This window comes from Yonghaparkia sp. Root332 (assembly GCF_001425665.1).
Classification (GTDB): Bacteria; Actinomycetota; Actinomycetes; order Actinomycetales; family Microbacteriaceae; genus Microcella.
The window spans coordinates 577,149-602,972 of sequence record NZ_LMCX01000001.1 but is presented as its reverse complement, the minus strand read 5'-3'; the positions used below and the strand labels follow the sequence as shown (position 1 = coordinate 602,972).

Annotated in this window: 27 protein-coding genes and 2 tRNA genes; 12 read left to right on the top strand and 17 right to left on the bottom strand. The window is 69.7% G+C overall.

Annotation, left to right across the window (positions count from 1 at the left end):
* The first annotated feature begins 9 nt into the window (after nt 1–9).
* A complete protein-coding gene (locus ASC54_RS02890; protein WP_055857671.1) occupies nt 10–249 on the top strand; it encodes a cell division protein CrgA in 240 nt (79 codons plus the stop codon).
* A 114-nt stretch (nt 250–363) separates the two neighbouring features.
* Here the strand turns inward: ASC54_RS02890 and ASC54_RS02885 are convergent, their stop codons facing one another.
* Entirely contained in the window at nt 364–1,212 is an 849-nt protein-coding gene (locus ASC54_RS02885) for a rhomboid family intramembrane serine protease (RefSeq protein WP_055857673.1), read from the bottom strand.
* Nucleotides 1,212–1,751, bottom strand: a complete 540-nt coding sequence (locus ASC54_RS02880; RefSeq protein ID WP_055857675.1) for a peptidylprolyl isomerase — start codon at nt 1,749–1,751, stop codon at nt 1,212–1,214. Before ASC54_RS02880 ends, ASC54_RS02885 begins: the two co-directional genes overlap by 1 nt.
* 127 nt (nt 1,752–1,878) lie before the next feature.
* Between ASC54_RS02880 and ASC54_RS02875 the strand changes: the two genes are divergently transcribed.
* Nucleotides 1,879–2,472: a hypothetical protein gene (locus ASC54_RS02875; protein WP_055857677.1), complete on the top strand. Its 594-nt coding sequence runs from the start codon at nt 1,879–1,881 to the stop codon at nt 2,470–2,472.
* Between the two features lie 64 nt (nt 2,473–2,536).
* Here the strand turns inward: ASC54_RS02875 and ASC54_RS12725 are convergent, their stop codons facing one another.
* Genes ASC54_RS12725 through ASC54_RS02855 form a run of 4 tightly spaced genes read right to left on the bottom strand, consistent with a single transcriptional unit; the run spans nt 2,537 to nt 5,640 of the window.
* Complete coding sequence (locus ASC54_RS12725) at nt 2,537–4,033, bottom strand: 2Fe-2S iron-sulfur cluster-binding protein (RefSeq protein ID WP_162242484.1); 1,497 nt, start codon at nt 4,031–4,033, stop codon at nt 2,537–2,539.
* Nucleotides 4,030–4,977: an FAD:protein FMN transferase gene (locus ASC54_RS02865; protein ID WP_055857680.1), complete on the bottom strand. Its 948-nt coding sequence runs from the start codon at nt 4,975–4,977 to the stop codon at nt 4,030–4,032. The genes ASC54_RS12725 and ASC54_RS02865 overlap by 4 nt, the downstream gene beginning before the upstream one ends.
* Nucleotides 4,974–5,339: a hypothetical protein gene (locus tag ASC54_RS02860; protein ID WP_055896529.1), complete on the bottom strand. Its 366-nt coding sequence runs from the start codon at nt 5,337–5,339 to the stop codon at nt 4,974–4,976. The genes ASC54_RS02865 and ASC54_RS02860 overlap by 4 nt, the downstream gene beginning before the upstream one ends.
* A complete protein-coding gene (locus ASC54_RS02855; protein WP_055857684.1) occupies nt 5,317–5,640 on the bottom strand; it encodes a hypothetical protein in 324 nt (107 codons plus the stop codon). The genes ASC54_RS02860 and ASC54_RS02855 overlap by 23 nt, the downstream gene beginning before the upstream one ends.
* Nucleotides 5,641–5,764: 124 nt before the next feature.
* Here ASC54_RS02855 and ASC54_RS02850 point away from each other — a divergent pair, with 124 nt between their 5' ends.
* Both ASC54_RS02850 and ASC54_RS02845 read left to right on the top strand, forming a co-directional pair.
* On the top strand, nt 5,765–6,448 hold the full coding sequence (locus ASC54_RS02850) for a response regulator transcription factor (RefSeq protein ID WP_055857685.1): 684 nt from the start codon (nt 5,765–5,767) through the stop codon (nt 6,446–6,448).
* Entirely contained in the window at nt 6,445–7,836 is a 1,392-nt protein-coding gene (locus tag ASC54_RS02845) for an ATP-binding protein (RefSeq protein WP_055857692.1), read from the top strand. Before ASC54_RS02850 ends, ASC54_RS02845 begins: the two co-directional genes overlap by 4 nt.
* Nucleotides 7,837–7,839: 3 nt before the next feature.
* Here the strand turns inward: ASC54_RS02845 and ASC54_RS02840 are convergent, their stop codons facing one another.
* The 10 genes from ASC54_RS02840 to dnaA form a co-directional block, all read right to left on the bottom strand.
* A complete protein-coding gene (locus ASC54_RS02840; protein ID WP_055896526.1) occupies nt 7,840–9,081 on the bottom strand; it encodes an endonuclease/exonuclease/phosphatase family protein in 1,242 nt (413 codons plus the stop codon).
* Nucleotides 9,082–9,330: 249 nt separating this feature from the next.
* Nucleotides 9,331–9,403, bottom strand: a tRNA-Ala gene (locus tag ASC54_RS02835).
* 73 nt (nt 9,404–9,476) lie between these two features.
* Nucleotides 9,477–9,550: transfer RNA gene (locus ASC54_RS02830), tRNA-Ile, on the bottom strand.
* A 65-nt stretch (nt 9,551–9,615) separates the two neighbouring features.
* On the bottom strand, nt 9,616–10,023 hold the full coding sequence (locus ASC54_RS02825) for a DUF3566 domain-containing protein (protein ID WP_055857696.1): 408 nt from the start codon (nt 10,021–10,023) through the stop codon (nt 9,616–9,618).
* A gap of 12 nt (nt 10,024–10,035) precedes the next feature.
* Entirely contained in the window at nt 10,036–12,606 is a 2,571-nt protein-coding gene (gene gyrA / locus ASC54_RS02820; RefSeq protein WP_055857698.1) for a DNA gyrase subunit A, read from the bottom strand.
* Between the two features lie 63 nt (nt 12,607–12,669).
* Nucleotides 12,670–14,667, bottom strand: coding sequence for a DNA topoisomerase (ATP-hydrolyzing) subunit B (gene gyrB / locus ASC54_RS02815; protein ID WP_055857700.1), 1,998 nt, complete (start codon nt 14,665–14,667; stop codon nt 12,670–12,672).
* A gap of 158 nt (nt 14,668–14,825) precedes the next feature.
* Complete coding sequence (locus ASC54_RS02810) at nt 14,826–15,326, bottom strand: DUF721 domain-containing protein (protein WP_055857702.1); 501 nt, start codon at nt 15,324–15,326, stop codon at nt 14,826–14,828.
* Complete coding sequence (gene recF, locus ASC54_RS02805; RefSeq protein ID WP_055857704.1) at nt 15,326–16,486, bottom strand: DNA replication/repair protein RecF; 1,161 nt, start codon at nt 16,484–16,486, stop codon at nt 15,326–15,328. Before recF ends, ASC54_RS02810 begins: the two co-directional genes overlap by 1 nt.
* Nucleotides 16,487–16,496: 10 nt before the next feature.
* Entirely contained in the window at nt 16,497–17,639 is a 1,143-nt protein-coding gene (dnaN, locus tag ASC54_RS02800) for a DNA polymerase III subunit beta (RefSeq protein WP_055857706.1), read from the bottom strand.
* Nucleotides 17,640–18,132: 493 nt separating this feature from the next.
* A complete protein-coding gene (dnaA, locus tag ASC54_RS02795) occupies nt 18,133–19,542 on the bottom strand; it encodes a chromosomal replication initiator protein DnaA (RefSeq protein WP_055857708.1) in 1,410 nt (469 codons plus the stop codon).
* Between the two features lie 267 nt (nt 19,543–19,809).
* Here dnaA and rpmH point away from each other — a divergent pair, with 267 nt between their 5' ends.
* From rpmH to ASC54_RS02755, 8 genes are all read left to right on the top strand, one after another.
* On the top strand, nt 19,810–19,947 hold the full coding sequence (rpmH, locus tag ASC54_RS02790) for a 50S ribosomal protein L34 (protein WP_022881903.1): 138 nt from the start codon (nt 19,810–19,812) through the stop codon (nt 19,945–19,947).
* A gap of 8 nt (nt 19,948–19,955) precedes the next feature.
* Entirely contained in the window at nt 19,956–20,300 is a 345-nt protein-coding gene (gene rnpA / locus ASC54_RS02785; protein ID WP_055896524.1) for a ribonuclease P protein component, read from the top strand.
* 2 nt (nt 20,301–20,302) lie between these two features.
* Nucleotides 20,303–20,614 (top strand): membrane protein insertion efficiency factor YidD, encoded by a 312-nt coding sequence (gene yidD, locus ASC54_RS02780; RefSeq protein WP_055859310.1) that lies wholly within the window; start codon nt 20,303–20,305, stop codon nt 20,612–20,614.
* An 8-nt stretch (nt 20,615–20,622) separates the two neighbouring features.
* Nucleotides 20,623–21,579 carry a membrane protein insertase YidC gene (gene yidC, locus ASC54_RS02775; protein WP_055857710.1) on the top strand — a complete coding sequence of 319 codons (957 nt, stop codon included), beginning with the start codon at nt 20,623–20,625 and terminating at the stop codon, nt 21,577–21,579.
* A gap of 2 nt (nt 21,580–21,581) precedes the next feature.
* Nucleotides 21,582–22,085, top strand: coding sequence for a R3H domain-containing nucleic acid-binding protein (locus ASC54_RS02770; protein ID WP_055897903.1), 504 nt, complete (start codon nt 21,582–21,584; stop codon nt 22,083–22,085).
* A gap of 203 nt (nt 22,086–22,288) precedes the next feature.
* Complete coding sequence (gene rsmG / locus ASC54_RS02765) at nt 22,289–22,867, top strand: 16S rRNA (guanine(527)-N(7))-methyltransferase RsmG (RefSeq protein ID WP_082514939.1); 579 nt, start codon at nt 22,289–22,291, stop codon at nt 22,865–22,867.
* A 79-nt stretch (nt 22,868–22,946) separates the two neighbouring features.
* Nucleotides 22,947–23,840: a ParA family protein gene (locus ASC54_RS02760; protein WP_055857712.1), complete on the top strand. Its 894-nt coding sequence runs from the start codon at nt 22,947–22,949 to the stop codon at nt 23,838–23,840.
* Nucleotides 23,840–24,790: a ParB/RepB/Spo0J family partition protein gene (locus ASC54_RS02755; RefSeq protein WP_055857714.1), complete on the top strand. Its 951-nt coding sequence runs from the start codon at nt 23,840–23,842 to the stop codon at nt 24,788–24,790. Before ASC54_RS02760 ends, ASC54_RS02755 begins: the two co-directional genes overlap by 1 nt.
* A gap of 40 nt (nt 24,791–24,830) precedes the next feature.
* Here ASC54_RS02755 and ASC54_RS02750 read toward each other — a convergent pair whose 3' ends face one another.
* The gene (locus tag ASC54_RS02750) at nt 24,831–25,817 is read right to left on the bottom strand and encodes a D-alanine--D-alanine ligase (protein ID WP_055896521.1); all 987 of its coding nucleotides are present in this window, start codon (nt 25,815–25,817) and stop codon (nt 24,831–24,833) included.
* Between the last annotated feature and the right edge of the window lie 7 nt (nt 25,818–25,824).

The following is a 25,824-nucleotide window of genomic DNA, read 5'->3' as shown; positions in this document are numbered from 1 at the left end:
CTGTCCCCCATGGCCCGTGGAACCACTCGCAACGCAGAGAACCCCGAGACCCCGAGCGGCAAGGACGCCCCCAACCCGGTCTGGTTCAAGCCCGTGATGTTCGGCTTCATGCTCGTCGGTCTGCTGTGGATCATCGTCTACTACCTGAGCCAGACCTCGTGGCCCGTTCCGGCTCTCGGCCCGTGGAACATCATGGTCGGCTTCGGCATCATGTTCATCGGCTTCCTGATGACCACGCGCTGGCGGTAGCCGGCGCCATCCGTCGACCTCCCGTTCACCGTCCGGTCATCCCCCGAAGAGGGGGTGGAACTACAACGGTGTGACTATCCCCAGTGTGGAATCACCTGTGGATAACTTCGCGGGCTAGATCAGCGCGAATCGGGCGATCGTCGCGAGGACGAGCACGGCGCCGAGCCCGATGAGCAGCACGCTCTGCGTCCGCCGCTCGTCGATGCGCCGCGTGCGGACCATGATGAGAGCCGCGAGCGCCCCGACCACCAGACCTCCGACGTGCGCCTGCCACGAGATCCCCGGCACGATGAAGCCGATCGCCAGGTTGATGCCGATGAGGACGATGAGCTGCGCGCTCCGCCCGCCGAGACGTCGCTGGATGACGAAGAAGGCGCCGAGCATCCCGAAGATCGCTCCGGATGCCCCGACGACCGCCTGCGCCGGGTCGAGATAGAGGACGGCGAGCGAGCCGCCGAACGCCGAGAGCACGTACACGGCGAGGAACCGCGCCCGACCGATGAGCCCCTCGAGCAGCGGGCCGAGCACGAACAGCGAGTACATGTTGAACAGGATGTGGAACAGCGACCGCTCGCTGTGCACGAGAGCGGCCGTGAGCATCCGCCACGGCTCGGTCGGCGTGAGCGGCGGCCAGTAGAGCAGCAGCTGGGTGACGGCCCCGCCGGTCACCTGCTGCAGGAGGAACACCGCGACCGTGACCGCCAGGATCGAGTAGGTCACGACGGGCGTGCGGGATCCGGGACGGAAGGCGCGCGCGATCGCCGATCGCGGCTTCGGGGCGGATGCCCGTGCCGCGGCCGTGCACTCAGGGCAGTGAACCCCGACCGCGGCCGGGGTCTGGCACTCGCCGCAGACCACGCGGCCGCAGCGCTGGCAGCGCACGAAGCTCCGGCGATCTCCGTGCCGGTAGCAGACGCTGACGCCCGCCTCCGGCGCGGAGCCGCCGGGAGCCGCGTCGCTCATCAGACCTCGACGACCTCGATGCCCGTGATCACGACATCGGTGAGGGGCTTGTCGCGGCCGTCGGTCGGCACGGCCTCGATGGCCTTCACGACGGCCTTCGAGTCCTCGTCGGCGACGGCGCCGAAGATCGTGTGGTTGCCGTTGAGCCACGGGGTGGGAACGGTCGTGATGAAGAACTGCGAGCCGTTGGTGCCGCGACCGCCGCGCTTGCCCGCGTTCGCCATGGCGAGCAGGAACGGCTCGCCGAACTGCAGCTCGGGGTGGATCTCGTCGTCGAACTCGTAGCCGGGGCCGCCGATGCCCTGGCCGAGCGGGTCGCCGCCCTGGAGCATGAAGTCCTTGATGATGCGGTGGAAGATCACGCCGTCGTAGAGCGGGTCGGTGGTCTTCTGGCCGGTGGCGGGGTGGGTCCACTCGAGCTGGCCGGTCGCCAGACCGACGAAGTTCGCCACGGTCTTCGGGGCGTGGTTGCCGTAGAGGTTGATCGTGATGTCGCCGAGCGTGGTGTGGACGGTCGCGACTGCGGTGTGGATCGACATAGCGGTCATTCTTCCACGGTGCGCGCCGGGCGCTTCCTGAGCGTTACGTCTGCGCGGGTTGGGGCCCCGGAGCCGCAGTGCCAGGATGGGAGGCGCACGCTACCGATCGCACCCCTGGGAGGACCGCATGGAGCTGTCACGCAAGCGGCGCCGCGAGCTGAAGAAGCTGCGCGGCGCGGCCGAGAACGTCTGGAACGAGCAGCGCGAGGTGCTCGATCACGCGTCGAAGGTGCTGCGGGATGCGGGCCGGCAGGCGTCGGTCGTCGCCCGCAAGGACGTCGGTCCGCGCGTCCGCGACTCGTACGAGCGCCGGGTGCAGCCCGGCATCGACGCGAGCGTCGACGCCGTCCGTCACGCGACGCACGCCACGAAGTCGACCGTCACCGACGACATCCTGCCCGCGATCTCTGGTGCGCTCGGGTCGGCCGTGGCCGCCGTCGAGGTCGCCCGCGACAAGCACCTGCGCGAGGCGATCCGCACCGCGTCGCGCACGAGCACCGAGATCGCGACGAAGGCCGGCCAGCGGCTCGGGCTCGTCGAGGTCAAGCGCTCCCCCGGTCCCGGCACCTTCGTGCTCATCGGGCTCGGCGTGGTGGCGGCCGCCGCGATCGCCTACGCGGCGTGGCAGACGTTCCGCCCGGACGACGACCTGTGGGTCGAGGACGACCTCGACGACGACCTCGGGTCGGCGACCCCGGAGGAGACCTCCACGGCGATGTGACCCGCCGCACCACCGCACCAGCGAAGGGCGCCCCGCGACGGGGCGCCCTTCGTCGTGCGCGGGGTCAGAGATCGAGCACGAGCTCCGCCGAACTCGCGCGCGACACGCACGGGTAGACGACGCCGATCTCGTCCTTATCCGCGTCCGACATCACCGAGTCCCGGTGGTCGGGCACCCCGGCGACGACCCTCGTCTCGCATGTGCCGCACACACCCGTGCCGCACGAGGTGGGCACCGCGACGCCCGACCGCTGCAGGGCATGCAGCATCGACTCGTCGGCCGGCACCCGGAGGATCCGCTGCGAGCGGGCCAGCCGGACGGCGAACGGCGTCGAGGGCCGCCCCGAGCTCCGATCGACGGCGACGAACCGCTCGAGGTGCAGGCGATCGGCGGGAACGAGGCGCTCGAGCTCATCGAGGAGGCCGGTCGGTCCGCACGCGTAGACCTCGGCGTCGTCCGCGAGGATCTCCGTGAGCGGCAGCCGGCCCTCGCGCTCGTCGCGCGCGACGACGCGCACCCGACCGGGGTGGGTTCGCTCGAGCTCGTCGGCGAAGGGCATGCTCGCGCGGCTGCGACCGACGTAGACGAGCCGCCAGTCGCGCTGCGGGGGCACGGCCGCGATCATCGCCTTCAGCGGCGTGATGCCGATGCCGCCGGCGATGAACAGGTAGCGGTGCGCGGGTCGCAGGGGGAAGGTGCAGCGCGGCCCGACGACCTCGAGCTCGTCGCCCGGCGCGAGCGTCGAGTGGATCCACGCGCTGCCGTGCCCGGCCGGCTCCACGCGGCGGACGGCGATGTCGAGATGGTCGCGGTCGGCGGGGTCGCTGCAGAGGGAGTACTGCCGTTCGACGCCGTCCGGCAGCACGACGGTGATGTGCGCGCCGGCCTCCCACGGCTCGATCGACGAGCCGTCGGCGGGAGCGAGGCGGATGCGGCGCACACCGTCGGCGATGTCGTCCAGCGCGACCACGCGCATCCGCGTTCGCGTTCGGGGATCGATCGGATGCGACGGCGCGGGCCGCTCGCCCGACCGGCGCCCCGCCATGATGAGGCGGACGATCGCGGCGAGCACCGTGGCCGTGATGAGCACGGTCGCGACCGCCTGGTACCACCAGGTGCCGCGATCCGTGCCCGCCGCTCCGGCGTGGAAGGCGACCGCGAGCACGGCGACGTAGCTGGAGAGATGGATCCCGCGCCACACCCGCCGCGGCAGGCGGTCCTTCAGGAGGGAGCTCGACTGCACCGCGACGAGAACGTAGAACGACACGATGCCGAGAGCGACGGGCAGGGGCTTGAAGTCGCCGACGAACGGCACCAGAGCCTCGAGCGGAGTGAGCGAGAGCCACGGGTCGAGCATGAGCGAGACCGCGTGCAGGATGGTGAGCACCACCGCGGTTCCGCCGAGGAACCGATGGAGGTCCTGGAGCCACGCGGGGTTGTCGGCGCCGCGGAAGATGCGGGTCGACAGGACGATCCCCCACAGCACCGCGATCGTCATGACGATCCAGGCGAGCATCGCGCTGATGCGGGTGACGTACCACCACAGGTGCGGGTCGGTCATGAGAACTCCTGCCATCCGGTCGTGGTCGACCGCGCGCCCGCGGCGTCGATGAGCATGCCCTGGGCGCCGAGCCCCTCGAGCCATGCGAGGTACGCGCCGGGCTCGCGCACGAACGCCGGCTTCGTGAGCACCTCCGCGGCCGCGGCGGTCGCGGCGATCACGGTCGCGGACTGGACGGACGAGTCGGCGCTTCCACCGGTGCGCGGGTCGATGATGTGGTGGCGCTCGACGCCGTCGGCCCCCCGGAAGCGTCGACGGCGCTGGCTCGAGGTCGCCACGGCGCCCTCGACGATCCGGACGAGCGCCGCGTCCGTCCGGGCGTCGACGGGGTCGGCGACGCGGATGCGCCATGCCGTACCGTCGGGAGACTCGCCTCGCGCCCGCACATCCCCTCCGATCTCGACGAGGGCACCCCGTGCCCCCGACTCGATGAGCCGCTCCGCGACGAGGTCGGCGGCGAGGCCCTTGCCGATCCCCCCGGGGTCGAGAGCCATGCCGTGCGGGAGCGCCACGGCGTCACCCTCGATGCGGATGAGGTCGAGATCGTGCCGCGAGCGCGCACCGTGCGGCAGCGACGGCGCGGGCGCGCCGTCGACGAGCGAGCGGTCGTAGCCGATCCCGAGCAGGGCGGGCAGAACGCTCGGGTCGAAGTCTCCACCGGTCGCGTGCCAGCCGTCCCGCATCGCCGTGATCAGCGCGACCGTCGACGGATCGACGGCGTGCGCCGCCCCCGCGCCGAGGGCGAGCCGCATGAGATCGCTGTCGGCGCGGAAGCGCGTCCAGCGCGCCTCCAGGCGGGCGATCTCCTCGACGGCCCCCGCCGCGACCTCCGCCGGTGCGCCGACGACGACGACCGAGCCCTGCGTTCCCATCGCCCGGAACCTCCGATGGATCACATCGTCGCGCCGGCTCGCGGGACGAGCGTCGGCGATCACGGCGGTCATGATCCCTGACTCGTCGCGTCGGCCGGCGCCCGCGGCTGCGGGGCGGGCGCGCGCGGAGGGGTCGCCGCGACAGGCGCGCGAGTCGGCGCGGGCGCGGCGATCGTCGGAGCGCTCGCCACCGAGGGGGCGGCTGCCGCCGGCGACTCGCTCGAGCTCGGCTCGGCCCGACCGGGTGCCCCGATGATCGTGGTCTGCGTGATCGCGCGCTCCTTCAGCGCCGAGGCCTGGCCGTCGGCCTGTGCCGCCTGATCCTGCAGCTGCAGGCCAGCGACGCCGACGATGAGCAGCGCCGTGGTCGACACGGCGACGATGCGCCGGGCCGCTGCCGCGGGGTGCCGCTCAGTCGTCGTCGCCGAGCTCATCGTCGTCTCCCGCTTCGTCCTCGTCCGCCCGGTCCCCCGACTCAAGGGCGTCGTCGGCCTCGTCATAGTCGTCGTCCGCGAAGACGCCGGGGCCGGCGTCCGTCGCGGTCGCTCCCGACGAGGGGATGCCCGGCGAGGGCGTCCCCGGCACGGTCTTCTGGTGGGGGACGATCACCGCGGCGGTCTCGGTATTGCCGATCGTCTCGATCGACGGGGAGGAGAGCACGGCGGTGTTGACCGCGTAGGCGCCGCCCGCGGCGAGCAGAACACCGGCGATGGAGAGCAAGAGCGAGGTCTTCATGCCTCCACGCTAGGAAGCCGCGATGGCACGATCGGCGCGCGGTCATCCAAGATTCGTCCAAGAACCATCGCGCGATCGACGCGCGCCGATGATCCCACCGCTCCCGTGGCAGCAGAATGAGCCCATGAGAGTGCTGCTCGTGGAGGATGACGACGCCGTCGCGGACAGCGTCGTCGACGCGCTCTCCACCCGCGCGATGGATGTCGTCCGGGTGGCGACGGGGGACGAGGCGCTCCGCGCGATCGAGAGCGAGGAGCCGGACGTCGTGCTCCTCGACCTCGGCCTGCCGGACATGGACGGGACCGAGCTGTGCCGTCGCGTCCGCGCCTCGAGCGAGCTGCCGATCATCATCGTGAGCGCGCGCGACGACGAGATCGACCGCGTCGTGGCGCTCGAGCTCGGAGCCGACGACTACCTCGTGAAGCCGTTCGGGATGCGCGAGCTCGTCGCCCGGATCGGCGCCGTGCGTCGCCGCTCCGCGTCGGCCGCGCGGTCCGCCGCGCCGGTGGAGCCCCCGCCTGCCGGCTCGAGCCGACTCGCGATCGATCGACGCACGCGCCGCGTGCGGCTGGACGACCGCGAGATACTCCTGACGCCGAAGGAGTTCGACGTGCTCGAGTACCTCGACCGCGACCGCGGGGCCGTGTGCCGGCGTTCGGACCTGCTGCGCGACGTGTGGGAGACCGACTGGTTCGGAACCGCCAAGACGCTCGACGCCCACGTGGCGGCCGTGCGGCGCAAGCTCGGAGACCCCGCCTGGATCGAGTCGGTCCGCGGTGTCGGATTCCGCCTCGGCGAACCCTCATGAAGTGGCACTTCATCGGCGTGGTCATGGCGATCACCGGCATCGTACTGCTCGTCCAGCTGCTGCCGCTCGCGAGCTACCTGCAGCAGGTCGAGCGCGATCGGCTCACGACGAGTCTCGAGCGCGACGCGTTCATCCTCGCCGGTCGCAGCGAGGAGGCGCTGGAGAGCGGCGTCGGTGCCGATGCGCTCGGGGAGGCCGCGCACGAGTACCGGGAGACGAGCGGCGCCCGAGTCGTGGTCGTCGACCGCGACGGTCGCGCGATCGTGACGAGCGACGACGACCAGTCGAGCCTCGGCGGCGACTACAGCACGCGCCCCGAGATCGCCGATGCCCTGGGTGGCTCCGTCGCGACGGGATCCCGAGACTCGGAGACGCTATCCACGTCGCTGCTGTACGTCGCGGTGCCGGTCATCAGCGCCGACAGCGTCGTCGGAGCGGTGCGGCTCACATATCCGTCCGCGGTCATCGACGAGACGGTTCGCGGTCGGCTCGGCGTGATCGGCTCCGTCGCGCTCATCACCCTCCTGATCTCCGGCCTCGCGGCGTTCGTCTTCTCCGCCTCCGTGACCCGCAGACTCACCGCCCTCACGGCCTCGAGCGAGCGCCTCGCCGATGGGGACCTGTCGGCGCGGGCCGACCCGATGCTCGGGGCGCCCGAGATCCGCACGCTCGCGAGGTCGTTCAACCGGATGGCGGAGCGCGTCTCGACGCTCATCGAGCAGCAGCGATCGTTCGCCTCGGATGCCTCGCATCAGCTCCGCACGCCGCTCACGGCGCTCCGTCTCCGGCTCGAGCGCGCACGCGAGCTGATGGCGAACGATCCCGAGGCGGCCGCCGACCGGATCGCCGCCGCCGAGGCGGAGACCGACCGTCTGGTCGCGATCGTCGAGGGGCTGCTCGCGCTCGGCCGGGCCGAGCGCCGCGACGACCTGGTGATCACGGTCGACCTCGCCGCGATCGCGCGCGATCACGTCGAGCAATGGCGCCCGCTGTGCGCCGAGCTCGGCGTCGACCTCCGGGTCGCGGTGCCCGCTCAGCCGGCGATCCCCGTGCGCGCCATCCCGGGAGCGGTGGAGCAGATCGTCGACAACCTCGTGGACAACGCACTGGAGGTGAGCCCCCCGGGGTCGACCCTCGAGGTCCGGGTCGATGGCGGCGCGAACCCGACGCTGCGCGTGCGGGATGACGGCCCCGGCCTCTCCGATGACGAGATCGCCCGCGCCTTCGACCGCTTCTGGCGGGGCCGATCGGCGACACCGGGCGGAACGGGTCTCGGGCTCGCGATCGTGCAGGAGCTCGCCTCGTCGAGCGGAGCGCGCGTGCGGCTCGGTCGTCGAGCGGAGCGCGGGCTGGACGCGACGGTGGAGTTCCGCCGCGCCCAGCCGTAGAGCTCAGCCCCGGACAGCGACGTCGACCCACACCAGGCGGTGGTCGCTCGTCGGGAAGGGGAAGACCCCGGTGAGCGACGAGAGCGGGTCGGCGAGCACGGGCCAGAAGACGCCGGAGCCCGCGACTGCGAGGCGGCGCGAGGGCAGGACGTAGTCGACGCGGAGGTCGCCCGGTGCCGCGTCGGCGAAGTCGGCGGTGTCGAGCGAGGGGTCGCCCTCGTGCGCGAGGTTCGCGCCGCCCTGCAGCCCCGATGCCTCGACCGCCCCCTCGGATCGCGGTGCCGGATCGACGATGAACGGATGCCCGAGCAGCTGGTCGATCGCGGCGTCGACCGAGTCGCCGTCGAGCGGGTCGGCGTTCTGGTCGCCGGCGACGATGAAGGGGCTGCCCGCGGGAAGTCCGCCGCGCCGCCCCGCGTCGTCGACGATGTAGCGGGAGGCGCTGCCGGGCGTGATGTAGTCGGCCCAGAAGCGGATCTCGTCGTGGTTGCGCCGCCCGTTGCGGTCCTCCGGCCCGTCGAAGGTGGGAGGAGTCGGGTGCGAGGCGAGGAGGTGCACGGTCGTGCCGTCGACGTCGATCGGCACATCCCAGTGCGACTTGCTCGACAGCCGGACGACGTCGAGCTCCGAGGGCGAGAACCAGTCGCTCGGCGCGGCAGTCGCCGGGTCATCCGGCAGGAGTGCGCCCGGCATGTCCTTCCAGAGGAAGTTCTGGAAGGTGCGGACCGCGTCGAGCTCGATGGGGTGCTTCGAGAGCACGGCCATCCCGTACTGCCCCTCGAAGACGCCGAAGCCGAAGGCGTCGTCGCCCCCGCCGATCCGGCCGTCGTTGTTGAGGTCGGCGCCGCTGGGGACTCCGGTGTTGGACGGGGCGACGAGGGCGTACGGGTACGTCACCGGCTCGGCGCCGTCCTGCCCGACCTCGAGGTAGTTCTCACGGAAGAGGTCGATGGCGGCGCCGTCGGCCACGTAGTCGAACTCGTTGAGGAGCACGACGTCGGGGTCGGTGCGCTGGATGACCTCCGCGACCGCCTGCGCCTGCGCGTCGTCGGGCGTCGACAGGTCGGCGACCAGCTCGCCGGCCGCGGCCCGGTTGAGGGACGCGTTGTAGGTGGCGACGCGCAGCTCGGTCGGCCCGGCCGGGTCGTGCGGCGCCGCGCTCGCGGCGAGCGGGGCGATGCCGAGAGCGACGGTCGTCGCGGTCGTGAGCGAGAGGATGCGGATGAGAGGGCGCTTCGTGCGCACGGGGTTCCCCTTCCGTCGGGCGACTGTGCCCGGTTCGGCGGCGTCGCGGGACTCCCACGCTAGGTGCGCCGGGCATCCCCCGGGAGAACGGAGAGCGTCCGGTGGACAACCAGACCGCGCTCGCCTGGCAGACCCGCAGCACGTGGCGACGCGCTATCACCGTCGCGGGAAGCGCGGAGCGTCGCGACCGCGCTCCTGACGCGGAGCGGAAGCGCGCCACAGGAGCGGCGGCGCGCCAGAGAAGCACAGTGGAGCCTAGGGGAATCGAACCCCTGACCTCCTGCTTGCAAAGCAGGCGCTCTACCAATTGAGCTAAGGCCCCGATCGACGACCAGCGTACCCGTCGCGGCGGTGCGGGCACGAAAAAGGCCCCGCCGAAACGGGGCCCGATCGCGTGGGGATACGAGGACTTGAACCTCGGACCTCTTCGTTATCAGCGAAGCGCTCTAACCGCCTGAGCTATATCCCCTCAGACCGGATATGACTGTACACGACCCGGTCACCTTCCCCGAAATCGGGGCGGATGCTCGCCGATCAGTTGTTCGTGAAGCCCACCAGCAGCCCGCCGGTGACCTTCACCGAGAGGTTGTAGAGCAGTGCGCCGATGGCGCCGAGCGCGGTGCCGCTGACGACGTTGAGCACGCCGACGATGATCGCGAAGAGCATCACCTGGCCGAGCGAGAGGATGGAGGCGAGGCTCGCGGCGTCGTCGCCGAGGATGTCCGCGAAGACCGAGTCGATGTCCTCGATGATGCCGATGGACTGCATGACGAGCCAGATGAAGAACGTCGCGACGATGAGCACGATCGCGCCGCACATGGCGATGAGGAACGACAGCTTAACCGCGGACCAGAAGTCGATGTAGACGAGCTTGAGGCGGACCTGCTTGGTGGGGGTGGATCGCTGCGACTTGCGCTGCAGCTTCTCGGCGACCGTGCTCACAGGGTGTCTTCCTTACTTCCCGGCCTCGGCCGCGTCAGCGGTCTCGGTTCCGTCGGTGGCGGCGTCATTCTCGGCGTCCGCCGTGTCGGCGTCTGATTCTTCCAGGTTTCGCTCACTGTTGCGCGCGATCGCGATGATGCGGTCGTCGTCGTCCGGTCGGGCGAACACGACGCCCATCGTGTCGCGACCCTTCGCCGGCACCTCCGACACCGCCGAGCGGACGACCTTGCCGCCGGCGAGCACGACGAGCACCTCGTCGTCCTCGGCGACGATGATGCCGCCGGCGAGTCCGCCCCGGTCGTCGTTGAGCTTGGCGACCTTGATGCCGAGGCCGCCGCGGCCCTGCACGCGGTACTGGTCGACCGCGGTGCGCTTGGCGTAGCCGCCCTCCGTGACGACGAAGACGTAGCCGTCGTCGTGCACGACCGAGGCCGACAGCAGGTGGTCGTCGCCGCGGAAGCTCATGCCCCGCACGCCCGAGGTCGAGCGGCCCATGGGGCGCAGCGCCGAGTCGCTCGCGGTGAAGCGCACCGACATGCCGCCGCGCGAGATGAGGAGGATGTCGCTCTCCTCCTCGGCGAGCATCGCCGAGACGAGCTCGTCGCCGTCGCGCAGGTTGATCGCGATGATGCCGCCCGAGCGGTTGGTGTCGTACTCGGTGAGCGCGGTCTTCTTCACGAGACCGTTGCGGGTCGCGAGCACGAGGAACTTCGCCGCCGCGTAGTCGCGGATGTCGAGGATCTGCGCGATCTCCTCCCCCGGCTGCAGCGCGAGGAGGTTGGCGACGTGCTGGCCCTTCGCGTCGCGACCGGCCTCCTGGATCTCGTACGTCTTGAGGCGGTAGACCCGCCCGGTCGTGGTGAAGAAGAGCAGCCAGTGGTGGGTCGTCGTGACGAAGAAGTGCTCGACGACATCGTCGGCGCGCAGCTGCGCGCCCTTCACGCCCTTGCCGCCGCGGTGCTGCGAGCGGTAGTTGTCGCTGCGCGTGCGCTTGATGTACCCGCCACGGGTGACGGTGACGACCATCTCCTCCTCGGGGATGAGGTCCTCCACGCTCATGTCGCCGTCGAAGCCGAACATGATCTCGGTGCGGCGGTCGTCGCCGAACTTGTCGACGATCTCGGTGAGCTCGTCGGCGACGATCGAGCGCTGTCGCACCGGGCTCGCGAGGATCTCCTGGTAGTCGGCGATGAGCCGCTCGAGCTCCTCCGCCTGCTCCTGGATCTTCTGCCGCTCGAGCGCCGCGAGGCGGCGCAGCTGGAGATTGAGGATGGCCGTGGCCTGCAGCTCGTCGACGGCGAGGAGCTGCATGAGCCCTTCGCGAGCCTCCTCCACCGTGGGCGAGCGACGGATCAGGGCGATGACCTCGTCGAGGGCATCCAGCGCCTTCAGGTAGCCGCGCAGGATGTGGGCGTCCGCCTCCGCCTTCTTCAGACGGAAGGCGGTGCGCCGGACGATGACCTCGATCTGGTGCGACACCCAGTAGGTGATGAACCCGTCGATCGGCAGTGTGCGGGGCACCCCGTCGACGATCGCGAGCATGTTGGCGCCGAAGTTGTCCTGCAGCTGGGTGTGCTTGTAGAGATTGTTGAGCACGACCTTCGCGACCGCGTCGCGCTTGAGCACGATCACGAGGCGCTGGCCGGTGCGGCCCGACGACTCGTCGCGGATGTCGGCGATGCCGCCGAGCTTGCCCTCCTTGACGAGGTCGGCGATCTTGATCGCCAGGTTGTCGGGGTTCACCTGGTACGGCAGCTCGGTGATGACGAGGCACGTGCGGTTCTGGATCTCCTCCACCGTCACGACCGCGCGCATCGTGATCGAGCCGCGGCCCGTGCGGTACGCGTCGTGGATGCCCTTGACGCCGAGGATCTGCGCGCCCGTCGGGAAGTCGGGGCCCTTCACGCGCTGCATGATCGCGTCGAGCAGCGTCTCGCGGTCGGCCTCGGGGTTCTCGAGGTGCCACAGGGCGGCCGAGGCCACCTCGCGCAGGTTGTGGGGCGGGATGTTCGTGGCCATGCCGACCGCGATGCCGACCGACCCGTTGACGAGCAGGTTCGGGAAGCGCGAGGGCAGGATCGCCGGCTCCTGCGTGCGGCCGTCATAGTTGTCCTGGAAGTCGACGGTGTCCTCGTCGATGTCGCGGACCATCTCCATCGCGAGCGGCGCCATCTTCGTCTCGGTGTACCGAGGGGCGGCCGCGCCGTCGTTGCCGGGCGAGCCGAAGTTGCCCTGTCCGGAGGCGAGCGGGTACCGCATCGACCACGGCTGCACGAGGCGGACGAGCGCGTCGTAGATCGCCGAGTCGCCGTGCGGGTGGAACTGGCCCATGACGTCGCCGACGACGCGCGAGCACTTCGAGAACGCCTTGTCGGGCCGGTAGCCGCCGTCGTACATGGCGTAGAGCACGCGGCGGTGCACGGGCTTGAGGCCGTCGCGCACGTCGGGCAGCGCGCGCCCGACGATGACGCTCATCGCGTAGTCGAGGTACGACCTCTGCATCTCCAGCTGCAGGTCGACCTGGTTCACCCGGCCGCCGGGGCCGGGGGAGGTGTCGTCGACGTCGGTGATGTCGTCGGCCATGGTGTCAGTCCTTCAGATTCGTGTCGTCGTGCGGGTCGGCAGTGCGGAGGGTGCGGGGCTCGATCAGATGTCGAGGAACCGCACGTCCTTCGCGTTCTGCTGGATGAAGTGGCGCCGCGATTCGACGTCCTCGCCCATGAGGGTGGAGAAGACCGAGTCGGCGACCGCCGCATCCTCGAGCGTGACCTGCAGCAGGGTGCGCGTCTCGGGGTTCATCGTCGTGTCCCACAGCTCCTGGTGGTTCATCTCGCCGAGACCCTTGTAGCGCTGAACCCCGTTGTCCTTGGGGATGCGCTTGCCCGCGGCCACGCCGGCCTCGAGCAGCGCGTCCCGCTCGCGGTCGCTGTAGACGTACTCGTGCTCCGAGTTCGTCCACTTCAGCCGGTAGAGCGGAGGCTGCGCGAGGTACACGTAGCCGAGGTCGATGAGCGGCCGCATGTAGCGGAACAGGAGCGTCAGCAGGAGCGTCGTGATGTGCTGGCCGTCGACGTCGGCATCTGCCATGAGCACGATCTTGTGATATCGCACCTTGTCGGGGCTGAAGTCCTCGCCGATGCCCGCGCCGAACGCGGTGATCATCGCTTGCACCTCGGCGTTGCCGAGCGCGCGATCCAGGCGCGCCTTCTCGACGTTGAGGATCTTGCCGCGCAGCGGCAGGATCGCCTGCGTCTCGGGGTTGCGGCCCTGCACGGCCGAGCCGCCGGCCGAGTCGCCCTCGACGATGAAGATCTCCGACAGCGACGGGTCCTTCGACTGGCAGTCCTTGAGCTTGCCGGGCATGCCGCCCGACTCGAGCAGGCCCTTGCGGCGGGTCTGCTCGCGGGCCTTGCGGGCGGCGAGGCGGGCGGCCGCGGCCTGCAGCGCCTTGCGGATGACGTCCTTCGCCTGCGCGGGGTTGCGCTCGAACCAGTCGGAGAGGTGCTCGCCCGTGACCTTCTGCACGAACGACTTCGCCTCGGTGTTGCCGAGCTTCGTCTTCGTCTGGCCCTCGAACTGCGGCTCGCCGAGCTTGATCGAGATGACGGCGGTGAGGCCCTCGCGCACGTCGTCGCCGGAGAGGTTCTCGTCCTTCTCCTTGATGAGGCCCTTCTCGCGCGCGTAGCGGTTGACGAGCGTCGTGAGCGCCGCGCGGAACCCCTCCTCGTGCGTGCCGCCCTCGTGCGTGTTGATCGTGTTGGCGTACGTGTGCACCGACTCGGAGTACGCGGTCGTCCATTGCATGGCGACCTCGAGCGCGATGCGCCGCTCGGTGTCCTCCGACTCGAAGCTGATGATCTCGGGGTGGACCACCTCGATCTTCTTCGCCGAGTTCAGGAACTCCACGTAGTCGACGAGACCCTGCTCGTAGAGGAACTCCTCGTGGCGCGGCGCCGTGCTGACGCCCTCGCCGGTGTCGGCGGAGTGGTCCGGCTGGCGCTCGTCCGTGATCGCGATGCGCAGGCCCTTGTTGAGGAAGGCCATCTGCTGGAAGCGGGTCCGGAGGGTGTCGTAGTCGAAGTCGACCGTCTCGAAGATGTCGGCGTTCGGCCAGAACGTGATCGTCGTGCCGTTCGAGCTCGAGGCCTCGCCCTTGGCGAGCGGGGCATCCGGGACGCCGTTCTGGTAGCTCTGCCGGTAGACGTTGCCCTGACGGCGGACCTCGACATCGAGCTTCGTCGACAGCGCGTTGACGACCGAGCTGCCGACGCCGTGCAGACCTCCGGAGACCGCGTAGCCGCCGCCGCCGAACTTGCCGCCCGCGTGGAGGATCGTCAGGACGACCTCGACGGTCGACTTCTTCTCGACGGGGTGGATGTCGACGGGGATCCCGCGGCCGTTGTCGACGACGCGCACGCCGCCGTCGGCGAGGATCGTGACGTCGATGGCGTCGCAGAAGCCCGCGAGCGCCTCATCGACGGAGTTGTCGACGATCTCGTAGACGAGGTGGTGCAGGCCGCGGGGGCCGGTCGAGCCGATGTACATGCCCGGACGCTTGCGGACCGCCTCGAGCCCTTCGAGAACCTGGATGTGGCTGGCGCCGTACGCCTCATCCGACGCAGGGGTTGAGGGGGTGGTGGCCATAGGGGATAGCGCTCCTGCCGAGTAGACCGATCGTGCTGGCACGGGCCGAAGAACAGGCCCCGCAGCGACGTGACAATCCTAGCAAAAATCCGGCCCTCAGCGGGCCTCTGACGCCCCTCAGGGGCGATTTCTCGCTCTGGGCGGAGTGATTCGCTATCTCAGCCGTAGGTATCGCGTGGGCCGCGCCCGGGAATCGACCGGGGGCCGCGCTTCCAGCTCGGTGCGCCCGGCCCGTCGAAGCGGATCGATCTCACGCCCGCATCGGGGTAGCGCTTCAGGATGGAGGTCAGGATATCGGCCCGCATGAGCCGCAGCTGCGTCGCCCACGCCGTCGAGTCGCACTGCACCGTGAGCACCTCCTCCTCGATGCCGACGGGCGTCGAGTGCGCAGCGGTGTCCTCCCCCACGAGCTCGGGCCACGACAGCAGCAGCTCGCCCTTCGCGAGCGGCGACGTCCAGCCCATCCGTGCGCTCATCGAGTCGATGACGTCGCCGAGGCCCGAGGGGTCGCGCCCGATGCCGAAGGGCACGGATGCCCCGCGGGCGACCGTGGACCGCTTGCGGGCATCCCCCGATCGCTTCGCCGGGTCGCCCATGAGCCGGCGCAGTCGCAGGTACACGGCCGCGGCCTCGGACTCGGGCTGCTCGCGGGCCGGCATCAGTCCTCGTCCTCCACGACGGCGCCGGCCGCGATGCGGACGGTCGTCGCGCGCAGCCGATCGGGGACGTCGCCGCCGACCGCGGCGGTGATGAGCACCTGCTCGAAGCCCTGCACCGCGTCGGCGAGACGCTCCCGCCGCCCCTCGTCGAGCTCGGCGAAGACGTCGTCGAGCACGAGGACGGGGTCGCCGGCGACGGCGTCCGTGCGCAGCACGTGCGCCGAAGCGAGCTTGAGCGCGAGCGCGTACGACCAGCTCTCGCCGTGGCTCGCGTAGCCGCGGGCGGGGAGCCCGTTGAGCTCGAGCACGAGGTCGTCGCGGTGGGGGCCGACGAGCGTGACGGCGCGCTCGAGCTCGGCCCGGCGGCGGTCGGCGAGGACGGAGCGGAAGCGCTCGCGCGTCGCCTCGGGGTCGAGCGGGGCATCCGCCGCATCGTCGTCGAGGTGCGGGCCGACCGCGTCGCCGTCGATCGAGTGCTGCAGGCCCAGGCGGGTGCGGTGGTCATCGCCCGCGACCGCGCGATAGGCGTCGGCGACGTGGGGGCGGAGGGCGGCGACGAGCTGCCAGCGCGCGACCATGAGCTCCGTGCCGAGGTCGACGAGGCGGTCGTCCCACACGTCGAGCGTCGTCAGTGCATCGGCGGCGATGCGCGAGGCGCGCGCCGACTTCAGGAGGGTGTTGCGCTGCCGCAGCACTCGCTCGTAGTCGGAGATCACACCGGCGAAGCGAGGGTTCCGCTGGACGACGAGCGTGTCGAGGAAGGTGCGGCGACCGCCGGGCTCGCCGCGGACGAGCGCCAGATCCTCCGGCGCGAACAGCACGCTCGAGAAGTAGCGCGGCAGCTCGCGCACGCGGATCGCTCCGCGATTGACCTGCGCCTTGTTGGCGCCGGTGCGATTGAGCTGGATCTCGATGACGAGCGCTCGATCGTCGTGCTGCACGCGCATCCGCACGATCGCGGACTCGGCGCCGAATCGGATGAGAGCCTGATCGGTCGAGACCCGGTGGCTCGAGACCGTGCTCGCATAGCCGATCGCCTCGACGAGATTGGTCTTGCCCTGGCCGTTGCGGCCGACGAACAGGACGGGACCGGGTGCGAGCTCGACCTCGGCGCGCGCGTAGTTGCGGAAGTCCGCGAGCGAGAGGTGGGTGACGTGCACGCCGCGAGCGCTAGCGCAGCAGCAGGTTCGGCTGCAGCAGGTAGCGGTAGTTGTCGGCGCCCGGCTGGTCCTTCGACGACTGGCTCGTGATGAGCACCGGCCCCGGCTTGTTGGGGTTGTCGGTCTTCGTGAACGAGATGCGCACGAACTCGCTGTGCACCGCGGCGAGACCGTCGATGAGGAACTGGGGCTTGAGCGAGACGACCGTGTCGCCGCCGACGAGGTGCGCGTCGATCGTCTCGGAGGCCTGCGCGTTCTCGCTGCCGATCGCCTCGAGAGTGAGGCCGTCGACCGAGAAGCTGTAGCGGAGGGCGGCGTCGCGCTCGAGCACGAGGGCCACGCGACGGGTGGCCTCGATGAGCTCGGCGGTGTTCATGACCGCGTAGTTGTCGACCGTCTCGGGGAAGAGGCGCTTGACGGGCGGGAAGTTGCCCTTGATCAGCAGCGAGGTGACGGTCTTCTTGTCGGCTGAGAACGCGATGAGCTCGCGGTCGCCGCCCGTGACGATCGTGACCTCGATCTGCGCGGAATGGCCGAAGATCTTGCCGAGCTCGGCGAGCGTGCGCGCCGGCACGAGAGCGGTGACGCCCTCGGCGACGGCGGAGGACTCCCAGTCGATCTCGCGCACGGCGACCCGGTAGCGGTCGGTCGCGACGAGCGAGAGGCGGTTCTGGGCGATCTCGAGCTGCACGCCCGTGATGACGGGGGTCACGTCGTCGCGCGATGCGGCGACCGAGACCTGGCCGACGGCGTCGGAGAACGCGTCACCGGGCAGAATTCCGGCGGGGCCGTCGACGATGGGAAGGCTCGGGTACTCCTCGACGGGCATGCTCGAGAGGGTGAAGCGCGCCGACCCGCAGCGGACGGCGATCTTGTTGTCCTCCGTCGTGAACTGCACGGGAGCGTTGGGAAGCCGCGAGGCGATCTCCGACAGGAGACGGCCGGAGACGAGGACGGTTCCGTCCTCCTCGATGTCGGCGGTGATCGCCGTCTGCGCCGAGACCTCGTAGTCGAACGACGACAGCGTCAGGGTGTCTCCCTCGGCCCGCAGCAGGACCCCGCTGAGGATCGGGAGGGTGGTGCGCTGAGGCAGCAGTTTCACGGCGAACGACACGGCATCGGCGAAGACGTCGCGATTGACCTGGAACTTCACGGGCTCCCTCTCGGTCGTGAATGCTGCGGATGCTGCTGCCCCGGTTGCGGGGGCTTCAATACTGGCACAGCGCTGATGCGGCGCGAACAGCGCGGATTCCTGTCGTTCGAGCCCGGAAGGGTTATCCCCCTCGCTCATTCATTGAGAAGAAGTTCTAACACCGTTAACCGCTGTGCACAGTGTGGATAACTCGGTGGGAAACGCGGAATCAGGCTGAACCACATTCGTGTGATTTGTGGATGATCGGGTTCCGAAGTCGTGAACGTCCGGGGACGGATCTCGGCCGGCATCCGCGTCTCCTCACATGTTTCGGGGCGGACTCCACAATCCGTGCCCCCCTCATCCCCGGGTTATCCACAACCTCTCCCCAGTGTGCGAAACCCCCTCTGAAACTGGCAGAAAGCTGTGTGAAGACGCGAAAACGGCCCGGGCGCATGCCCGGGCCGCATCCCGGATCGCCGTGATCAGGAGGAGGGAGGAGAGCGGTGCCGCGTCAGCTGTAGCGGTGGTTCTGCTTGATGCGGCTCGTGAGCTCGGTGACCTGGTTGTAGATCGAGCGGCGCTCCTTCATGAGCTCGCTGATCTTCTTGTTGGCGTACATCACGGTCGTGTGGTCGCGGTTGCCGAACAGCTGCCCGATCTTCGGGAGGGAGAGGTTCGTCAGCTCGCGGCACAGGTACATCGCGATCTGCCGTGCCGTCGCGACCGCCTGCGAGCGGGATGAGCCGTAGAGGTCGTCGACCGTGAGCTTGAAGTAGGCGGCGGTGTGATTGATGATGTCGACCGGCGCGATGACGTTGTCCTCGTCGAGCGTGATGAGGTCCTTCAGCACCGTCTGCACGAGCTGCATGTCGACGGGCGTGCGGTTGAGGTTGGCGAACGCCGTGACGCGGATCAGCGTGCCCTCGAGCTCGCGGATGTTGCTCGACACCTTCGATGCGATGTACTCCAGCACGTCGTCGCGCACCTGCAGCTTGTCGTTCTGCGCCTTCTTGCGCAGGATCGCGATGCGCGTCTCGAGGTCGGGCGCCTGCACGTCGGTGATGAGGCCCCACTCGAAGCGACTGCGCATGCGGTCCTCGAAGCCCGTGAGGTGCTTCGGCGGCAGGTCGCTCGTGATGACCACCTGCTTGTTGTGGTCGTGCAGCGTGTTGAAGGTGTGGAAGAAGGCCTCCTGCGTCGAGTCCTTCCCCTGCAGGAACTGGATGTCATCGATCAGCAGGATGTCGATCTCGCGGTACCGCGACTGGAACAGGCTCGCACGGTTGTTCGCGATCGAGTTGATGAAGTCGTTCGTGAACTCCTCGGAGCTCACGTACCGGACGCGGATTCCGGGGTACAGGCTCTCGGCGTAGTGGCCGATCGCGTGGAGGAGGTGCGTCTTGCCGAGCCCGGACTCGCCGTAGACGAAGAGCGGGTTGTACGCCTTCGCCGGAGCCTCGGCCACGGCGACGGCCGCGGCGTGGGCGAAGCGGTTCGAGCCGCCGATGACGAAATTGTCGAAGCTGTACTTGGGGTTCAGCCGGCTGTCGCTGCGGCGGTCGCTCGCGTTGACCGGGGTGGAGGCCTGCGGCTGCTCGATATAGGGAGTGGGCTCGATCTTCTCCACGGGAGCGTCGAAGCCGTCGTTCTGGATCTCGGGGTTGACGACGATCGCGAAGCTCGTCACGGCCTCGCCGGCGACGCCCGACAGAGCATTGAGAAGAGGCAGACGGATGCGCTGCTCGAGCATGCCGCGCGTCAGCTCGTTCGGCACCTCGAGGTAGAGCGTTCCGGCCATGACGCCGCGCGGCTCGACGAGGTTGATGAAGCCGTGCAGCTGGGGGGTGATGCGCTCGTCGGCGGTGAGGACGCTCTTGACCGAGTTCCACAGATCGACGGTGGAATCGGACTCATCCGTCATCGCTGGACTCCTCGGGGGTGAGTGGCACCGGTTTCAGCGGCAGCACGGTTCACCGCGGCGCGCCATAGCCCTCCACTGTAGACGGGAGCGGCGCGTCGTTACCAATGGTCCCGGCGGGTGGTGGTGATAATGCGGAGCTGTGCTCGCGCGGTTTGACCGCGGGCCCCGGCCACCGTACTGTTAACCGGTTGACTTCTGTCCGGGTCGGTTCTGCGATGTCCGGGCACCGCCCGTCGTCGCCGCCCTGCAGTGGCCGAGGAGATAACCATGAGCAAGCGCACGTTCCAGCCCAACAACCGCCGTCGTGCCAAGGTGCACGGCTTCCGCCTGCGCATGCGCACCCGTGCCGGCCGCGCCATCCTGGCCGCGCGTCGCCGCAAGGGTCGCACCGAGCTCTCGGCCTAAGACTCCCGGTGCTCGGCCGGGCCCACCGGGTCACGCACCCGGATGACTTTCGCGCCGCAGTGCGAAAAGGTCGTCGCGCCACCGCCGAGCACGCCGTGATCCACCGACTGCGCTCCCCATCTGCTGACGGACCCCGTTTCGGGGTCATCGTCTCCAAGCAGGTCGGGAGCGCTGTCGTTCGCAACCGGGTTCGTCGGCGCATCCAGGCCGTCTGCGCGATGGCGATCGCCGACATCCCCGTCCCGCCCACGGACCTCATCGTCATCCGCGCCCTCCCAGGAGCCGGAGAGATCGACTGGGATACCCTGCGGGCGGAGATCGACGGCGGCGTTCGACGGGTGGTGACGGCATGACGATGCTGCGCAGCACTGCGGTCCAGACCATCGTGCTTCTGCCGCGCAACGCGGTGATCGCCCTCCTGCGGGTGTATCGGGCGGTCGTGTCGCCCCTGTACGGCGATGTCTGCCGCTACTACCCGAGCTGCTCGGCCTATGCCCTCGGGGCCGTGCAGGAGCACGGCGTCGCGCGCGGCAGCTGGCTCACCGCACGACGACTCGCTCGCTGCCACCCGTGGGCCGAGGGCGGCATCGACGACGTACCCGTCCACGAGCACTCCCCCTACCGCCGCACGCGGTTCGGCTTCGTGGCCACTCAGAGAAAGGGATAATTCCCCTCATGGACTTCTTCAGCCTCATCCTGTGGCCCATCAAGTGGGTCATCGAGGCGATCCTCGTCGGCTGGCACTCGCTGCTCATGCTCGCGGGCATGGACGCCGCCTCCGGCGTGACCTGGGTGCTGTCGATCACGGGCCTGGTGCTCGTGGTGCGCGCTCTTCTCATCCCCGTCTTCGTCCGGCAGATCAAGAGCCAGCGGCGGATGATGGAGATCGCGCCGCAGCTCAAGAAGATCCAGGACAAGTACAAGGGCAAGCGCGACCAGTTCTCCCGTGAGGCCATGTCGCGCGAGACGATGGAGCTCTACAAGCGGACGGGCACCAACCCGCTCTCCTCGTGCCTGCCGCTGCTGCTGCAGATGCCGATCTTCCTCAGCCTGTTCTACACGCTGCAGAACGCCTACCAGGAGAAGCCCGGTGTCGGCCTGCTGAGCGAGGAGCTCTCGCGGCAGTTCGGTGAGGCCAACCTCCTCGGCCTCGCTCCCCTCGGTTCGTCGATGATCACCTCCGAGGGCAACGTGTGGGTGATCGTGATCGCCGTCGTGCTCGTGATCCTCATGACGGCGTCGCAATTCATCACGCAGCTGCAGATCATGTCGAAGAACCAGTCACCGGAGATGAAGGCCTCTCCGATGTACAAGCAGCAGCGCATTCTGCTGTACCTGCTCCCCCTGGTTTTCGCGTTCTCGGGCTTCGCCTTCCCGCTCGGCGTGATGTTCTACTGGTTCGTCTCCAACATCTGGACGATGGTGCAGCAGTTCATCGTCATCCGGAACATGCCGACGCCCGGCTCGGAGGCGGCGCTCGCTCGCGAGGCCCGACTGGCGAAGAAGCGCCAGCGCCGCGGTCTCCCGACGATCGTGGAGGATGCCCCTGAAGCGGCGCCCGAGGAGCCCAAGAAGACCCAGCGCCAGCAGCCGGTCGGCAAGAACCGCGCCAAGAAGAAGACGGGGAAATGACCATGACCGATGTGAGCGAGCAGGACCTCGACCAGACCGAGTCGAGCGGGCAGACGCTGCACGACGAGGGAGACATCGCGGCGGACTACCTCGAGGAGCTCCTCGACCTCGCCGACCTGGACGGCGATCTCGAGATCGAGTCGCGCGCGGGTCGCGTCTATCTGTCCGTCGAATCCGAGAGCCCGGATGACCTGCGCCTGCTCTCGAAGCCGGATGTCGTCTCGGCTCTGCAGGAGCTCACTCGACTGGCCGTCCACGCGCGCACGGGCGAGTTCTCCCGGCTGATCCTGGACATCGGCGGGTCGCGGGATGCGCGTGCGCAGGAGCTCTCGCTCCTCGTCGATCGCGCGGTCGAGCGGCTCGAGGCCGGCGCGTCCTCCGCCGCACTGCCCCCGATGTCGAGCTACGAGCGCAAGCTCGTGCACGATCTCGTCGCCGACCGCGGCTTCACCTCGGAGTCCGAGGGCGAGGGCGCCGACCGTCACACGGTCATCCGTCGCGGCTGAGCACTCCGTTTCACGTGAAACATCCTGAGACCACTCCCCCGAACGTGCCCGGCGACGCCGAGTCCGTCGTGGCTGTCGAGCTCGACGCTGTCGACGGCGGCGTCAGCACGACCGACGCCGGGGCCGTCCGCGATGCGAGCGGTCTCGTGGCGCTCGAGGCGGAGCCCGCCGCGGCGCCGATCCTCTTCGGCGAGCGGATCGAGATGGCTCGTCGTTTCACTCGCGATCTCGCCGAGCACGGCGAGACCCTCGGTCTCATCGGGCCCCTCGAGCCTCCGCGACTCTGGACGCGCCACGTGCTGAACTCCGCAGTGCTCGCTCCGCTCATCCAGGAGGGGGCTCGTGTCGGAGACATCGGGAGCGGGGCCGGGCTGCCCGGTCTCGTCCTGGCGATCGCCCGACCGGATGCGCGCTTCGTGCTCATCGAGCCCATGGAGCGGCGCTGCGACTGGCTCCGCTCCGAATCCTACCGCCTGGGCCTGGAGAACGTGACGGTCCTCCGCGCTCGGGCCGAGGAGGCGTTCTCCGCGGCGCCTCTCGACCAGGTCACGGCGCGCGCGGTCAGTGCACTGCGCACCCTCATCCCCCTCGCGGCGCCGCTCGTGCGCCGCGGCGGCGAGCTCATCCTGCTGAAGGGCGCACGCGTCCACGATGAGGTCGAGGCCGCGCGCAAGCAGATCGCGAGGCACCGGCTCTCGTCGATCGCGGTCATCGAGCTCGGCGCCGGTCTGGTGCCCGAAGCGACGCGCGTCTTTCGGGCTACAGTGGACGCAGCGTCCTGAGCCCGTCGGCTCGGCCGCGACCGGCGGGCGTCGATTCGACGCCCGTTTCACGTGAAACATCGAATCGGGAGGCTCTCCGATGACTGCGGGCGGCAGCTACGACGAGTCCACTCCCCTCGCACGGGAGATCGCGGACATCACGCGTCGTCGCATGGCCCTGCAGCAGAAGGATCTTCCGCTCCCCCCGGCTCCGCGCGTCTTCACCGTCTCGAACCAGAAGGGCGGTGTCGGGAAGACCACGACCACCGTCAACCTCGCGGCGGCGCTCGCGCGGTCGGGCGCTCGCGTGCTCGTGATCGACCTCGACCCGCAGGGCAATGCGTCGACCGCGCTCGGCGTCGAGCACCGCGCCGACACCCCGAGCGTCTACGACGTGATCGTCGGCGAGGCCGAGATGGACGACGTCGTGCAGAAGAGTCCCGAGTTCGATCACCTCTACTGCGTGCCGGCGACCATCCATCTCGCGGGCGCCGAGATCGAGCTCGTCTCGCTCGTCGCGCGCGAGCAGAGACTGCGCACCGCGCTCGACACCTACCTGCAGGAGGTCGACGAGCCCGTCCACTACGTTTTCATCGACTGCCCTCCCTCGCTCGGCCTCCTCACGATCAACGCCTTCGTGGCCGCGCGCGAGGTCCTCATCCCGATCCAGTGCGAGTACTACGCGCTCGAGGGCCTGAGCCAGCTGCTCAACTCGATCAAGCTCATCGAGAAGCACCTCAACCCCGATCTGCGGGTCTCCACCATCCTCATGACGATGTACGACGGCCGCACGAACCTCGCCCAGCAGGTGGTCGCCGACGTCCGCGAGCACTTCCCGGACCTCGTGCTCTCCACCCTCATCCCCCGTTCCGTGCGGATCAGCGAGGCGCCGTCGTTCGGGCAGAGCGTCATCAGCTACGACCAGTCGTCCGCCGGCTCCCTCTCGTACCTCGAGGCCGCCGCGGAGATCGCTCAGAGAGGGGCGGGGCAGTAATGGCCACCAAGCGCACAGGACTCGGACGCGGCATCGGCGCGCTCATCCCCATGAGCGACGGCGATCGGGATCGCCCGGTCGACGTCTTCTTCCCGCCCGCACCCGACTCCGCCGAGCTCGCCGCCGTCCCGGGTGCGCGTCTCGCGGCCATCGCGCCGAGCGACATCGTGCCCAACCCGCAGCAGCCGCGCACGGAGTTCCGCGAGGAGGAGCTGTCCGAGCTCGTGCACTCCGTGCGCGAGTTCGGGGTGCTCCAGCCCATCGTCGTCCGTGAGCGCGCGGGCGCCCAGCAGGGCGAGCCGCAGTACGAGCTCATCATGGGCGAGCGTCGGCTCCGGGCATCCACCATCGCCGGGCTCGAGACGATCCCCGCGATCGTGCGCAACACCGCCGATGAGGACATGCTGCGGGATGCCCTGCTGGAGAACCTCCACCGCGCCCAGCTGAATCCGCTGGAGGAGGCGAGCGCCTACCAGCAGCTGCTGGAGGACTTCGGCATCACCCAGGAGCGTCTCGCCGAGCGCCTCGGCCGCTCGCGCCCGCAGATCAGCAACACGCTGCGACTCCTGCGCCTGCCCGAGGCCGTCCAGACGCGGGTCGCCGCTGGCGTGCTGAGCGCGGGGCACGCGCGCGCGATCCTGTCGACCAACGAGCCCGAGCTCATGCAGCGCCTCGCCGACAAGATCGTCAACGAGGAGCTCTCCGTCCGCCAGGCGGAGGCCGTCGCACAGCAGTTGAGCGGTGCGGCGGGCACCCGCAAGCAGAAGAAGCCGGCCCCCGGGGGGCGCCAGGCGCAGCTCGCGGAGATCGCCGAGCGGCTCGGAGACCGGCTCGACACTCGCGTGAGCATCTCGTTGGGCGCGAAGAAGGGCTCGATCGTCATCGACTTCGCGACGATCGGCGACCTCAATCGCATCCTCGGCGAGCTCGGCGACGACGGATTCCGCTAGCCGTCAGCGGAGGCAGAGCTGCTCAGTAAAACCGCTCTGATCAGGACTTTCTCGACCCGACCTCGTCGCGGATGGCCGCCTGGGCGAGCTCGGCGTAGACCCACCCGACGTCGTGGCCCGCGGCCTCGAGCGCGAGCGCGATGGTCGAGGTCTCCGTGAGCCCGGGCATGACGCTCGCCTCGAGGAACCACGGAGTTCCGGCGCCGTCGACGATGAGATCGATGCGGCTCAGATGGCGGAGGCCGAGCGCCTGGTGCGCCGCGAGGGCGATCGCGGTCGCCCGCTCCGCGACGTCGTCGGCGATGCGGGCGGGGGCGTAGAAGCGGGTCTCCCCCGCGTTGTAGCGCGCCTCGAAGTCGTAGACGCCCGAGAGCGGCTCGATCTCGACCGCGGGGAGGGCGACGGGGCCGTCGCCGGTGTCGATGACGCCGATCGCGATCTCGGTGCCGCGGATGCGCTGCTCGATGATCGCGACGTCGCAGTACGTGTACGCCTGCACCATCGCGCGGCGCAGCTCATCGTCGGTCGCGACGAGGCTCACGCCCTGCGCCGACCCGCCCTGGGCGGGCTTGACCGCGAGCTCCCCCGGCAGCTCTCCGCGCACGACGGCGAGCACGCTCTCGGCGCCCAGCTCGCGGAACGCGTCGCGCGTCAGGGTGATCGAGTGCGGGGTCGGGACGCCCGCGCGCTCGACGAGGGTCTTCGCGGCGGGCTTGTCCCACGCCAGGCGGGTCGCCGCGGCGCGCGAGCCCACGTAGGGCACGCCCAGGAACTCCAGGAGGCTCCGCAGAGCGCCGTCCTCCCCGCTCGCACCGTGCAGCGCGGGCCAGACGACGTCCGGTCGGTCGGCGAGGAGGGCCGGGAGGAGCGTGGCGTCGGGATCGCGCAGCTCGACCTGCAGCCCGTGCGAGGCGAGCGCGTCGGCGACGCGGCGCCCGGAGCGCAGCGAGATGTCGCGCTCGTGCGAGATTCCGCCGGCGAGCACGACGACGCGCTGGGCCGGGGGATCGAGGGGGGGTCGGGTCATGCGATCG